Raw genomic sequence first — 12,487 nt, 5'->3', positions numbered from 1 at the left:
ACCCATCGCAATGAACGTACTGAATAAACGATCCCTTTTAAAGGCTGTGGCCCTGTCGGCTGTGGCCCTCGCCACGCTGGCGGCCTGCGGCAAGAAGGAAGAGGCGCCTGCCGCCGCACCGGCACCGGCTGCCGCACCCGCGGCCGACAAGCTGAAGATCGGTTTCATGTACGTGAGCCCCATCGGCGATGGCGGCTGGACCTACCAGCATGAGCTGGGACGTAAGGCCATCCAGGAGAAGTTCGGGGACCGCATCGAGACCTCGTTCGTGGAAAGCGTGCCCGAGAGCGCCGACGCCGAGCGCGTGATGCGCGACATGGCAGGCCAGGGCAACAAGCTGATCTTTGCCACGAGCTTCGGCTACCAGGAGTTCGTGCAGAAAGTTGCGGCCGACCTGAAGGACGTGAAGTTCGAGCACGCCACTGGCTACAAACAGGCCGACAACGTCGCCACCTACGACACCAAGACCTTCGAAGGCGCGTACCTCGCGGGCATCGTGGCGGGCGGCATGAGCAAGACCAAGACCGTGGGGGTGGTGGCCTCGGTGCCGATCCCCGAAGTGGTGCGCAACATCAACAGCTTCGTGCTGGGCGCGCAGAGCGTGGACCCGTCGATCAAGGCCAAGGTGGTGTGGGTCAATGAGTGGTTCAGCCCGCCCAAGGAGGCCGAGGCCGCCGCATCGCTGCTCAACGGCGGCGTGGACGTGATGTACCAGAACACCAACTCGCCGGCCGTGCTCAAGGCGGCAGAGGAGCGCGGCGCGCGCGCCTTCGGCAAGGACGGCGACATGAGCGCCTATGCGCCCAAGGCGCACCTGGGCTCGGCCGTGATCGACTGGACGCCCTACTACACCAAGGTGGTCGAGGACACGCTGGCCGGCAAGTGGCAGGGCGGCGCGCACTGGTGGGGTGTGAAGGAGGGGGCGATCGACCTCTTGAAGATTGCTGACGACGTGCCGCAGGAGATCAAGGACCGCGTGGCCAAGGCCAAGGCAGGCATGCAGGACGGCAGCTTTGCCGTCTGGACCGGTCCCATCAAGGACAACGCTGGCAAGGAAGTGCTGGCCGCCGGCACGGTGGGCGATCTGAAGTTCCTCTCCGGCATCAATTTCTACGTGGCCGGCGTGGAGGGCAAGGTGCCCGGCACCGACGGCAAGTGACAAACACGGGCGCGCCCCTCAAGATGGGCGCGCCTTTTGCTTTGAAACCTGGGTCCGCTTTCACATTCCGACGAAAGAAAAACCATGACTGATCTGCGCAAACGTTCCCTGTTCCAGATGGCTGCACTGACGGCCGTCGCCGCCACCGCTTTGGTGGCCTGCGGCAAGAAGGAGGAGCCGGCTCCGGCGGCCCCCGCGCCGGCTGCGGCACCAGCGGCTGCGGCCGGCCCGCTGAAGATCGCCTTCGCTTACGTGGGGCCGGTGGGCGATGGCGGCTGGTCCTACGCGCATGACCAGGCGCGCAAGAAGCTGGAGGCCGAGTTCGGCGACAAGATCCAGACGTCGTACGTGGAAAGCGTGCCCGAAGGCCCAGACGCCGAGCGCGTGCTGCGCGACATGGTCACGCAGGGCAACAAGCTGATCTTCGGCACCACGTTCGGCTACATGGACGTGATCCAGAAGCTGGGCGCCGAGTTCAAGGACGTGAAGTTCGAGCACGCCACCGGCTACAAGACCAGCGACAACACGCGCATCTACGACAGCCGCACCTACGAGGGCGCGTACCTCGCGGGCATCATCGCGGGCGCCATGACCAAGACCAATACGCTGGGCGTGGTGGGCTCGGTGCCGATTCCCGAGGTGATCCGCAACATCAACAGCTTCACGCTGGGCGCGCAGAGCGTGAACCCGCAGATCAAGACCAAGGTGGTTTGGGTCAACGAGTGGTTCAGCCCGCCGAAGGAGACCGAAGCCGCTACTTCGCTGATCAATGGCGGCGCCGACGTGCTGTTCCAGAACACCGACTCGCCCGCCGTTCTCAAGACCGCCCAGGAAAAGGGCAAGCGCGCCTTCGGCTGGGACAGCGACATGACAGCGTACGGCCCCAAGGCCCACCTGGCGTCGGCCATCATCAACTGGGCTCCGTACTACACCAAGGCCACCAAGGACGTGCTGGAAGGCACCTGGACCACCGGCCAGCACTGGTGGGGTGTGAAGGAAGGCGCGATCGACCTCGTCTCCATCGCCGAGGACGTGCCCGCCGAGGCCAAGGCCAAGGTCGATGCGGCCAAGAACGGCCTGAAGGATGGCAGCTTCGTGATCTGGAAGGGCCCCATCGTGGACAACGCGGGCAAGACCGTTCTCGACCAGGGCGCAGTGGCTGATGACAAGTTCCTCACCAGCATCAGCTTCTACGTCCAGGGCGTGGAGGGCCAGGTGCCCGGCGGCGACAAGAAATAAGCGGCCATTGCCGCACCAGGCGGCTTTCTTTGCGGAGATCGTCCGCCCGGTACAACGAGCCACCCTTCGGGGTGGCTTTTTTGTCGGTATGGCCATGCCCGCCGTTGCGGGCCGGGAGGTGTTGCACATGGGCGCCGACAAGGCATCATCGGCCTACCGCCGCGATGTCCCGTAGGTTGCGGCCTCATTTTTTGGAGCCTGCCGATGTTCAAGGTCCCGCCCATTCCCGCCGAACGCCTGCCCGGCCTGCTGAGGGCCATGCCCAAGGCCGAACTGCACATCCACATCGAGGGCTCGCTCGAGCCCGAGATGATCTTCGCGCTGGCACAACGCAACGGTGTGCCGCTGCCCTACGCCAGCGTGGAAGAACTGCGCCGTGCCTACGCCTTCACCGATCTGCAGAGCTTCCTGGACATCTATTACGCAGGCGCCAGCGTGCTGCTGCATGAGCAGGATTTTTACGACATGGCCCGCGCCTATCTTGCGCGAGCAGCTATGGATAACGTAGCGCATGCGGAAATCTTCTTCGACCCGCAGACGCACACCGCGCGGGGCGTGCACATCGAGACCGTGATCAACGGGCTGCACCGTGCCTGCGCGGACGCGCGCAGCAGCCACGGCCTGTCTGCGTCGCTCATCCTGTGCTTTCTGCGGCACCTGAGCGAGGAGGATGCCCTCGCCACGCTGGAGCAGGCCCTGCCGCTGCTGGACCGCATCGTCGGCGTGGGGCTGGACAGTAGCGAGCGAGGCCACCCGCCCGAGAAGTTCGCCCGCGTGTTCGAGCGCTGCCGCGCCCTGGGCCTGCATGTGGTGGCCCATGCGGGTGAAGAGGGTCCGCCGGCCTATATCTGGAGCGCGCTGGACGTGCTGCAGGCCGAGCGTATCGACCACGGCGTGCAGGCCGTTCACGACCCGGCGCTGATGCGCCGACTGGCCGATGAGCGCATACCGCTCACCGTGTGCCCCTTGTCCAACCTGAAGCTGTGCGTGTTCCCGCGCCTGGCCGATCACAACCTGCTGCAGCTGCTGGAGGCGGGGCTGGCGGTGACCGTGAACTCCGACGATCCCGCGTACTTCGGCGGTTACGTCAACGACAACTTCACGCAGCTCTTCGCGGCGGTGCCGGCGCTCACGGCGCGCCATGCCTACCAGTTGGCCTGGAACAGCTTCGAGGCCAGCTTTGCCGCCGAAGCCGACAAGCGCGCATGGCACCACCGGCTCAAGGAGTGCTTCGAGCAGTTCACGGAGAACGACTGAGGCACCGCAGGGCGTGTCGCTCCCGCGCAGCCGGGTGCTAGGCATTCCGCTGCGTTGCGTCTATCCTGCGTTGGCCCGGGCCGGTGGACCGGCGGGGGTGCACCACAACAAAGGAGACAACGCATGCAAGAGAGAGTCACTCGTGCTGCGGCGCCACGCGCGCTGTTGGCGACGGCGGTCCTGGCCCTGCTGGCCGGCTGCGGGGGCAACGACGATGCGGACGACGCGCCGCTGGCGTACCAGGCGGAGATCCGCCGCACCGCGATGGGCGTGCCGCACATCAAGGCCTCCAACTGGGCCGGCGGTGGCTTCGGCATGGGGTATGTCCAGGCGCAGGACAACCTGTGCACGCTGGCGGATGCGTTCCTGACCTACCGGGGCGAGCGCTCGCGCTACTTTGGCGGCAGCGCACAGCTGGTCTACAACAGCACCATCGGGCGCCCGCGCAACATCGACTCGGACTTCTTCCACCGCCATGTGATCTCCGCCGACGTGGTGCAGAAGATGGCCGCGGCGCAGCCCGAGAATCTGCGGCAGATGGTCGAGGGCTTCGTGGCCGGTTACAACCAGTACGTGGACGTTGCCAAGAAAGGGACGGCCCACGCCGCCTGCCGCAGCGAGGCATGGGTGCAGCCCATCACGCAGGAGGACGTCTGGCGCCGCATGTACGCGGCCAACCTGGCGGGGGGGTACAGCAATTTCGTGGAGGCCATCGCCAATGCCGTCGCCCCTGCCGCAGCCAAGGCCGGCGCGGCGCAAGACGCGCAGACCGCCCCCTCCCTGGACCAGCGCCTGACCACACCTCCCGCCCTGCAGGTGGGCGGTGACGCGGGCATCGGCAGCAACATGTATGGCTTTGCGCCGGCGGCCACGGGCGAGTCCAGCGGCGTGATGTTCGGCAACCCCCACTGGTACTGGAAGGGGCCGGACCGGTTCTACCAGGCCCAGGTCACGATCGACAATCAGGTGAACGTCAGCGGCGTCGGATTCCTGGGCGTGCCGCTGGTGCTGATCGGCTTCAACGACAACGTGGCCTGGAGCCACACGGTCTCCACGGCGCGGCGCTTTGGCTTCTTCCAGCTGCAGCTGCAGTCGGGCGACCCCACCACCTACCTGCGTGACGGCCAGCCGGTCAAGATGGCGCCGCGCAGCATCACCGTGGCCAGCCGCAATGCCGACGGCACGCTGAGCGATGTGACGCGCACGCTGTACACCTCCGAGTACGGGCCGTTGGTCAACCTGGCGGGGCTCAACCCCGCTCTGGCCTGGAGCCAAAGCACGGCCTTCGCCATCCGTGACATCAACGGTGAGAACTTCCGCACCTTCCGCAACTGGATGCGCTGGAACCAGGCGCGTTCGCTGGAAGAGTTCATGGCCATCCAGAAGGAAGAGTCCGCGATTCCATGGGTCAACACGGTGGCCGTGGGGCGTGGCAGCGCGCGGGTCTGGTACGCGGACATCGGCGCGGTGCCCAACGTGTCGCCCGAGCAGGTGGCCGCGTGCACCACGCCGTTCGGCGCGGCCGTGGGTGCGGCGCTGCCCAACGTGCCGTTCTTCGACGGCTCGCGCAGCGCCTGCGACTGGCAGACCGATGCGGACTCCAAGCAAAAGGGCGCCATCGGCCCGTCGCGCATGCCCAGCCTGTTGCGCGAGGACTATGTGGGCAACATGAACGACAGCTACTGGCTGTCCAACGCGAATGCCCCGCTCACAGGATACCCGGCCATCTTCGGTCCCGCGGGCACGGCGGCGTTGACGCTGCGCACGCGCCTGGGCCACACCGTGGCCCTGGAACGGCTGGCCGGCACCGACGGCTACACCGGCAACAAGGCCAGCGCCGCCATCGTGCGCGACATGGTGCTGAACAGCCGCGTGTTCTCGGCCGAGCGGTTCAAGGACGAGATCCTGACGCTGATCTGCACGCCCTCGCAATGGATGGTGAACGGTGCCACGGTGGACGCCACGCAGGCCTGCGCCACGCTGCGTGCGTGGGACAACCGCGGGAACAAGGAGTCCCGGGGCTCCCATCTGTGGGACGAGTTCTGGACCCGCGTGCCCACCACGGGGCTGTACTCGGTGCCCTTTGACGCGGCCGACCCGCTGAATACCCCGCGCGGTATCAACGTGGCGGCCGTGACCGCACTGCGCCAGGCCATGGCCACGGCCATCAGCCGCGTGGGGCAGAGCGGGTTCGCGCTGGATGCACCGCGCGGCGAAGTGCTGTTTGCCACCAAGGGCGGTGCCAAATTGCCGCTGTACGGCGGCTGTGGCAGCGTGGGCTATTTCACCATCACCTGTTCCGAGAACGACATCACGGCGGGCGGCTACAGCATGGACGGGCAGCCGCATGGCAACTCATACATGCAGGTGGTGAGCTTCCCCTCCAGCGGCGTGCAGGCCCACACCTTCCTGACGTTCTCGCTGTCCGACGACCCGGCATCGCCGCATTTTGGCGACTACACCAAGGCCTACAGCGCCAAGCAGTGGGTGCGCATGCCATTCTCGGAGTCCGAGATCACGGGCCACCCGGACTACCGGACGACCACCGTCTCCGCCAGCGCCAAGTAACGGCGCGCAACGGCGCGCCGGTGCCATGCGCACCGGCCGGGACGACCCTCTGTGCAAAGGCCCCGCCATGCGGGGCCTTTGTTCATGGAGCGCCGGGGAGGCGGCAGTTCACAGCGCGGTGCGCAGCCGCCAGATCTCGGGGAACAGCACCACATCCAGCATCTTGCGCAGGTAGCTCACGCCGCCGGTGCCGCCGGTGCCACGCTTGAACCCGATCACGCGTTCCACCGTGGTCACGTGGCGAAAGCGCCAGAGGCGGAAGGCATCTTCCAGGTCGGTGAGCTCCTCGCCCAGCTGGTACAGGTCCCAATACCTTTGTGGATCGCGGTACACGGTCAACCAGGCCTGCTCCACGGCTTCGCTGGCCTCGTAGGGCTGGCGCCAGTCGCGCTCGGTATGGCTGGCCGGCACGGGCAGGCCGCGGCGCGCCAGCAGGCGCAGTGCTTCGTCGTAGAGCGAGGGCGCCTCGTAGGCCGCCTGTACCTGGGCCAGGCGCTCGGGGTGGTGGGCATGGGGCTGCAGCATGGCGCGGTTCTTGTTGCCCATGGCGAACTCGATGCACCGGTATTGGTAGCTTTGGAAACCGCTGGACTGGCCCAGGTACGGGCGCATGGCGGTGTACTCGGGCGGCGTCATGGTGGCCAGCACGTCCCAGGCGTGCACCAGCTGCTCGAGGATCTTGGACACGCGCGCCAGCATCTTGAAAGCGGGCGGCAACTCGTCACGCGCGATATGGGCGATGGCCGCGTGCAGCTCATGCAGCATGAGCTTCATCCACAGCTCGCTGGTCTGGTGCTGCACGATGAACAGCATCTCGTCGTGCGCGGGCGACAGGGGCTTTTGCGCGCCCAGCACGCTGTCCAACTGCAGGTAGTCGCCATAGCTCATGCTGTGGCTGAAGTCGAGCTGTGCGCCCTCCTGGCGCACGATGGCTTCGGTGGCGCTGGAGGATGCGCTGGGGTGGTGGGGGCAGGTCATGGTCAGGTCACGGCGTTGAGGTGGTTGAACTCGGGCTTGCGCCATTCGCCGGATTCCAGCACCTGGCGCAGGTGCTGCACGGCATTCCACACGTCTTCAAATCCGACATACAGCGGCGTGAAGCCAAAGCGCAGGATGTCCAGGTGCTTGCCGCCGTCACCCTTGCGGAAGTCGCCGACCACGCCGCGCGCGATCAGGGCCTGCACGATGGCGTAGGCCCCGCTGCCGACGCCCTGAACGCCCAGGCCCTCGCCGCGTGTCAGGCACACCTGCGAACCGCGCGCCGCATGATCGCGCGGCGTGGCCAGTTCCAGGCCGTGGCCGGCGCAGTGCTCCTCGACCAGCGCGATGAACAGGTCGGTCAGTGCGAGCGACTTGGCGCGCAGCGCCGCCATGCCGCCCAGAGGCTCGGCGGCGGTAAAGATGTCCAGCCCGCACTGCAGGGCCGACAGGCTCACAATGGGCTGCGTGCCGCAGAGGTAGCGTGCGATACCCGGTGCGGGCTGGTAGTCGGGCGTGAAGGCGAAGGGTGCGGCATGGCCGAACCAGCCCGACAGCGGCTGCGCAAATGTCGCACCCGGGCGGTCCGCCAGGCGCGGGTGCACCCACACGAAGGCGGGCGCGCCAGGGCCGCCATTCAGGTACTTGTAGCTGCAGCCCACCGCATAGTCGGCATTCGCGTCCAGCAGGTGCACGGGCACGGCGCCCGCGCTGTGGCACAGGTCCCAGACGCACAGAATGCCGTGGGCGTGCGCCTGCGCGGTCACGGCGGCCATGTCGTGCATGGCGCCGGTGCGGTAGTTCACGTGGGTGAGCAGCAGGACGGCGACCTGGGGCGTCAGCCGCGTGGCGATTTCCTCGGGCTCCACCAGCACCAACTCCAGTCCGTACTCCTGGCACACGGACTGGGCGATGTACAGGTCGGTGGGGAAGTTGCTGCGCTCGCTGACGAGCTGGGTGCGACCGGGATGGTCCGCGCGGGCCACGCGCGCGGCAGCCGACAGCACCTTGTACAGGTTGACCGAGGTGGTGTCGGTGAACACCACCTGGTCCGGCCCCGCGCCGATCCAGGGAGCGAACTGGTTGCCCAGGCGCTGCGGCAGGCTGACCCAGCCAGCCTTGTTCCACGAGGTGATGAGATCCTGTCCCCATTCCTGCTGCACTACTTGGGCCACGCGCGCCGGCGTGGCGCGGGGCAGAGCGCCCAGGGAATTGCCGTCCAGGTAGATCACGCCCTCGGGCAGGCTGAAATGGTCGCGCAGGCTGCGCAGCGGGTCCTGCGCATCGCGTGTGCGGCACTCTTGCAAGGTAGTCATGTGGTTTTTGCTATTAATAAGATAGCTGTTAGCGCTTGCTGCATGAGCGTTAGAGGCCAAAACGGCTTAATGGTCATGCGCGCGGCGGCAGCGCACGCAGCACGGCGCGCACGGGCGATGCGTCGGCCGTGGTGAGCTTGAGCGGCAGCGCGATGAGTTCGTAGTCGCCCTCGGGCACATCGTCCAGCACCAGGTTCTCCAGCACGCGCAGGCCGCGCCGGCGGATCACCTGGTGGCTGGGCAGCGGCTTGCTGTCGGCGGGGTCGATGCTGGCGGTGTCGATGCCCACGAGCACTACGCCGGCGTCGGCCAGGCGCTCGATGGTGTCGGGCGCGTAGGCCGTGAGGCCCGCGTCCCAGCGGTCCACGGGCATGCGGGCGTAGGTGCGCACCAGCACCCGCGGCGGCAAAGTGCCCGTCATCGCATGGGCAATGTGGGTCCATTCGATGAGCGGCCCGCAGTCCAGCGCATGCACCACACGGCAGGGGCCGATGAAGGCTTCCAGCGGCACGGCGCCGATGGCTGCGCCGTCCGCTGCGTAGTGCAGGGGCGCGTCAGCGTGCGTGCCCACGTGGGGCGAGAGCGTGAGTGCGCTCACGTTCACCGGGCAGCCGGGGCCCAGTGTGGCGCTCCACTGCTGCTGGTAGGGTGTATCGCCCGGGAACACCGGGCTACCCGCATGCACGGGGGCAGAGATGTCCCAGAGCGCAGGCGATGGCGTGGAGGTGGCGGTCATGGCGCGCATGCTATGCGCGGCGGAGGGGCGGGTAAATGGTTTATCCCTGATGGGTGATTCATTTGGATAATCCATTCTCACAGAGACATTTTTGGGTTAAATCATGCAAGCCGAGATCGACCGTACCGACCGCCAGCTGCTGCGCGCGCTGCAGGACAACGCCCGCCTGACCTCCGGCGAACTGGCCGAAATGGCGCACCTGTCGCAGTCGCCCTGCTGGCGGCGCGTGAAGCGGCTGGAGGACGCCGGTGTAGTGCGCGGCTACCACGCGCAGCTGGACCGGCGTGCGGTGGGGCTGGGTGTGATGGCTTTCGTGATGGTGGGCATCGACCACCAGACGGAGGCGCTGTCCGTGGCGTTCGAGGAGGCGGTGTGCGCCATTCCCGAGGTGGTGCTGTTCCACGGCATCTCGGGCCCCGCGGACTTCCTGCTGGTGGTCGTGACGACCGACCTGGACGCGTATTCCGAGCTGCTGCAGCGGCGCCTGCACCGCCTGCCGGGCGTGCGCCAGGTGCAGACCTATTTTTCGCTGCAGGAATTCAAGGGGCGTATCGGCGGGCTGCCCGTGTGAAAGCGGGTCCTGCGGCGTTCAGAGCACCAGCCCGTCCAGTGCCGGCAGATGGTGGCGCTGGCGCGCGCGGTTGCAGGCAGCGCTGCCGGCTTCGAATTCGCGGCAGGGCGATGGGCGCCACTCGTAGATGCCGCAGGCGGCGCGCTCGCCCACCTGGCCCGTGAGGGCCGCGCAGCGCGGCTGCGCATGGTCCGTGCCGCGCATGCGTGCAGTGTGGTCCGTGACCGGCACCACCAGCCCATCGGGAACGCAGCCGCCCAGCTCCTCCGTCTCGTGCACCGAGAAGTCCACGCGAAAGCTGGCGCAGCAGGCGCCACAGGTCAGGCAGGGGTGAAGAGTGGTCATGGCGTACGTCGCAGGGGTTGCCATTGTGACGCGCCACAGGTCCTGATGTGCATCAATCCAGCAGCGTGCAGTTCCATTAGAATGAGAATTAATTTTATTCATTGACTGCAATACAACATGCTTCACACGGGGAATGACGCCGCGCAGCCGCGGGGGCTGGACACCTTGCCGCATGGCGTGCCGGCCACGGTTGCCGGGCTGCTGCCGGCGCAGGATGGCCGGTCGCAGGCCATGGTGCTGCGCCTGATGGAGATCGGCTTCCTGCCGGGCGAGCCCGTGCGCGTGATTGCCCGAGGCTTTCCCGCGGCCGACCCCCTGGCCGTGCGCGTGGGCCAGGCCACTTTTGCCCTGCGCCGCCATGAGGCGGCCCTGGTGCAGGTGCGCGTGGATGCGCTGGAGGCCGCGGCATGAGCACGGCGGCATCTCCCCTGCACATCGCGCTGCTGGGCAACCCCAACTGCGGCAAGACGGCGCTGTTCAATGTGCTGACCGGCGCACGCCAGAAGGTGGCCAACTACGCGGGCGTCACCGTGGAGCGCAAGGAAGGCCTGTTCACCACCGCCAGCGGCCGGCGCGTGCGCGTGCTGGACCTGCCCGGCGCCTACAGCCTGCACGCGCAGAGCCTGGACGAGGCCGTCACCCGCGATGTGGTCACCGGCCGCCGTCCGGGCGAGGCCATGCCCGAGCTGCTGGTCTGCGTGACCGATGCCACGCACCTGCGCCTGAACCTGCGCCTGGTGCTGGAGGCGCGTGATCTGGGCCTGCCCATGGTGCTGGTGCTGAACATGAGTGATATGGCGCAGCAGCAGGGCATCCAGATCGACCGCGAAGTCCTGGCGCGCGAACTGGGCCTGCCCGTGGTGACCACCGTGGGCGTGCGCGCCGACGGGGCGCGCGAGCTGCTGCAGTGGCTGGACACGGCCACCCCGCAGGCCGCCCGCGGCGCCGCCGTGGGCACGCAGGCGCCACCGCCCGTCAATGCGCTGGAGGAAGACCGCCCGCAGCGCGTGCAGCAATTGCACCAGGAAGTGCGCCGCATCATGGGGCTGGCCGTGCGCGAGCCCGCGCTGCGCCTGCAGCGCGACGACCGCATCGACGCCGTGGTGCTGCACCCGCTGTGGGGCACGCTGCTGCTGGCGGTGACGCTGTTCCTGATGTTCCAGGCCGTGTTCAGTTGGGCAGAGGTGCCCATGGGCTGGATCGAAGGCGCCACGGCCGCCGTGGCCGAATGGCTGAGCGCCCACATGGCCGAGGGGCCGCTGCGCAGCCTGCTGGCCGACGGCGTGATCGCCGGCGCAGGCGGGGTGCTGGTGTTCCTGCCGCAGATCCTGATCCTGTTCTTCTTCATCCTGGCGCTGGAGGAATCCGGCTACCTGCCGCGCGCGGCCTTCCTGCTGGACCGCGTGATGGGCACCGTCGGCTTGTCGGGACGCTCGTTCATCCCGCTGCTGTCCAGCTTCGCCTGCGCGGTGCCGGGCATCATGGCCACGCGCTCCATTCCGGACTGGCGCGACCGGCTCGTCACCATCCTCATCGCGCCGCTGATGACCTGTTCGGCCCGCCTGCCGGTGTACGCGCTGCTGATCGCGGCCTTCATCCCCGATCGCACGGTGGCGGGGCTGTTCAACCTGCAGGGGCTGGTGCTGTTCGCGCTGTACCTGGGCGGCATCGTGAGCGCCATGGCCGTGGCGGCCGTTGCGCGGCTGGCGCGGCGCGGCGACGGCGCCACGCCGCTGCTGATGGAGCTGCCCGCCTACCGCTGGCCCAGCGTGCGCAACCTGGCGCTGGGGCTGTGGGAGCGCGCGGGCATCTTCCTGCGCCGCGTGGGCGGCATCATCCTGCTGGTCACCATCCTGCTGTGGTTCCTGTCGTCGTACCCCGCGCCGCCGGCCGACGCCACGGGGCCGGCCATCGAATACAGCTTCGCCGGGCGCATCGGCGCGGCGCTGGAGGTGATCTTTGCGCCCATCGGCTTCAACTGGCAGATCAGCATCGCCCTGGTGCCCGGCATGGCCGCGCGCGAGGTGGCGGTGAGCGCCCTGGGCACGGTGTACGCGATTGCCGCTTCGGCCGACGACACGGCCGCGCAGCTCGCGCCCATGCTGGCGGCGCAATGGTCGCTGGCCACGGCGCTGTCGCTGCTGGTGTGGTTCATCTTCGCGCCGCAGTGCGTCTCCACCATCGCCGCCGTGCGCCGCGAGACCAACGGCTGGCGCTGGCCGCTCGTCATGACGGGCTATCTCTTCGCACTGGCCTATGCGGCCAGCTTCATCACCTACCGCGTGGCCCTGGCGCTGGGCGGTGGTTGAAAACCGTCA

Annotated in this window: 11 protein-coding genes; 7 read left to right on the top strand and 4 right to left on the bottom strand. The window is 67.8% G+C overall.

Annotated elements, in window-relative coordinates; all coding sequences use genetic code 11:
- Nucleotides 1–10 precede the first annotated feature (10 nt).
- The 4 genes from DTPSY_RS12245 (at nt 11) to DTPSY_RS12230 (ending at nt 6,223) form a co-directional block, all read left to right on the top strand.
- On the top strand, nt 11–1,159 hold the full coding sequence (locus DTPSY_RS12245) for a BMP family ABC transporter substrate-binding protein (protein ID WP_015913826.1): 1,149 nt from the start codon (nt 11–13) through the stop codon (nt 1,157–1,159).
- Nucleotides 1,160–1,243: 84 nt separating this feature from the next.
- Complete coding sequence (locus tag DTPSY_RS12240; protein WP_015913825.1) at nt 1,244–2,398, top strand: BMP family ABC transporter substrate-binding protein; 1,155 nt, start codon at nt 1,244–1,246, stop codon at nt 2,396–2,398.
- A gap of 204 nt (nt 2,399–2,602) precedes the next feature.
- Nucleotides 2,603–3,655: an adenosine deaminase gene (locus DTPSY_RS12235; RefSeq protein WP_015913824.1), complete on the top strand. Its 1,053-nt coding sequence runs from the start codon at nt 2,603–2,605 to the stop codon at nt 3,653–3,655.
- A gap of 123 nt (nt 3,656–3,778) precedes the next feature.
- The gene (locus tag DTPSY_RS12230) at nt 3,779–6,223 is read left to right on the top strand and encodes a penicillin acylase family protein (RefSeq protein WP_015913823.1); all 2,445 of its coding nucleotides are present in this window, start codon (nt 3,779–3,781) and stop codon (nt 6,221–6,223) included.
- Nucleotides 6,224–6,331: 108 nt separating this feature from the next.
- On the opposite strand, the gene kynA is transcribed toward DTPSY_RS12230, so the two are convergent.
- From kynA to kynB, 3 genes are all read right to left on the bottom strand, one after another.
- Nucleotides 6,332–7,201, bottom strand: a complete 870-nt coding sequence (gene kynA / locus DTPSY_RS12225) for a tryptophan 2,3-dioxygenase (RefSeq protein WP_015913822.1) — start codon at nt 7,199–7,201, stop codon at nt 6,332–6,334.
- Between the two features lie 2 nt (nt 7,202–7,203).
- Nucleotides 7,204–8,517 (bottom strand): kynureninase, encoded by a 1,314-nt coding sequence (gene kynU, locus DTPSY_RS12220; protein ID WP_015913821.1) that lies wholly within the window; start codon nt 8,515–8,517, stop codon nt 7,204–7,206.
- 73 nt (nt 8,518–8,590) lie between these two features.
- The gene (gene kynB / locus DTPSY_RS12215; RefSeq protein ID WP_015913820.1) at nt 8,591–9,262 is read right to left on the bottom strand and encodes an arylformamidase; all 672 of its coding nucleotides are present in this window, start codon (nt 9,260–9,262) and stop codon (nt 8,591–8,593) included.
- A 94-nt stretch (nt 9,263–9,356) separates the two neighbouring features.
- On the opposite strand from kynB, the gene DTPSY_RS12210 reads away from it, so the two are divergent.
- Nucleotides 9,357–9,824 carry an Lrp/AsnC family transcriptional regulator gene (locus DTPSY_RS12210; RefSeq protein ID WP_015913819.1) on the top strand — a complete coding sequence of 156 codons (468 nt, stop codon included), beginning with the start codon at nt 9,357–9,359 and terminating at the stop codon, nt 9,822–9,824.
- A gap of 18 nt (nt 9,825–9,842) precedes the next feature.
- Here the strand turns inward: DTPSY_RS12210 and DTPSY_RS12205 are convergent, their stop codons facing one another.
- Nucleotides 9,843–10,169 (bottom strand): YkgJ family cysteine cluster protein, encoded by a 327-nt coding sequence (locus DTPSY_RS12205; protein ID WP_015913818.1) that lies wholly within the window; start codon nt 10,167–10,169, stop codon nt 9,843–9,845.
- 117 nt (nt 10,170–10,286) lie between these two features.
- Here DTPSY_RS12205 and DTPSY_RS12200 point away from each other — a divergent pair, with 117 nt between their 5' ends.
- The gene (locus tag DTPSY_RS12200; protein WP_015913817.1) at nt 10,287–10,580 is read left to right on the top strand and encodes a FeoA family protein; all 294 of its coding nucleotides are present in this window, start codon (nt 10,287–10,289) and stop codon (nt 10,578–10,580) included.
- Nucleotides 10,577–12,478 (top strand): ferrous iron transporter B, encoded by a 1,902-nt coding sequence (gene feoB, locus DTPSY_RS12195; RefSeq protein WP_015913816.1) that lies wholly within the window; start codon nt 10,577–10,579, stop codon nt 12,476–12,478. Before DTPSY_RS12200 ends, feoB begins: the two co-directional genes overlap by 4 nt.
- The last annotated feature ends 9 nt before the right edge of the window (nt 12,479–12,487 follow it).

Origin of the sequence: [Acidovorax] ebreus TPSY, from assembly GCF_000022305.1 — a bacterium.
Classification (GTDB): Bacteria; Pseudomonadota; Gammaproteobacteria; order Burkholderiales; family Burkholderiaceae_C; genus Diaphorobacter; species Diaphorobacter nitroreducens.
This window is presented reverse-complemented; position numbering and strand designations above follow the sequence as displayed.

What these genes read in the sequence shown, in the direction of transcription:
- DTPSY_RS12210 (WP_015913819.1), top strand. Translation starts at nt 9,357, where the DNA reads ATGCAAGCCGAGATCGACCGTACCGACCGCCAGCTGCTGCGCGCGCTG.
- DTPSY_RS12240 (WP_015913825.1), top strand. Translation starts at nt 1,244, where the DNA reads ATGACTGATCTGCGCAAACGTTCCCTGTTCCAGATGGCTGCACTGACG.
- DTPSY_RS12245 (WP_015913826.1), top strand. Translation starts at nt 11, where the DNA reads ATGAACGTACTGAATAAACGATCCCTTTTAAAGGCTGTGGCCCTGTCG.
- DTPSY_RS12205 (WP_015913818.1), bottom strand. Translation starts at nt 10,169, where the DNA reads ATGACCACTCTTCACCCCTGCCTGACCTGTGGCGCCTGCTGCGCCAGC.
- feoB (WP_015913816.1), top strand. Translation starts at nt 10,577, where the DNA reads ATGAGCACGGCGGCATCTCCCCTGCACATCGCGCTGCTGGGCAACCCC.
- kynA (WP_015913822.1), bottom strand. Translation starts at nt 7,201, where the DNA reads ATGACCTGCCCCCACCACCCCAGCGCATCCTCCAGCGCCACCGAAGCC.
- DTPSY_RS12200 (WP_015913817.1), top strand. Translation starts at nt 10,287, where the DNA reads ATGCTTCACACGGGGAATGACGCCGCGCAGCCGCGGGGGCTGGACACC.
- kynU (WP_015913821.1), bottom strand. Translation starts at nt 8,517, where the DNA reads ATGACTACCTTGCAAGAGTGCCGCACACGCGATGCGCAGGACCCGCTG.
- DTPSY_RS12230 (WP_015913823.1), top strand. Translation starts at nt 3,779, where the DNA reads ATGCAAGAGAGAGTCACTCGTGCTGCGGCGCCACGCGCGCTGTTGGCG.
- DTPSY_RS12235 (WP_015913824.1), top strand. Translation starts at nt 2,603, where the DNA reads ATGTTCAAGGTCCCGCCCATTCCCGCCGAACGCCTGCCCGGCCTGCTG.
- kynB (WP_015913820.1), bottom strand. Translation starts at nt 9,262, where the DNA reads ATGCGCGCCATGACCGCCACCTCCACGCCATCGCCTGCGCTCTGGGAC.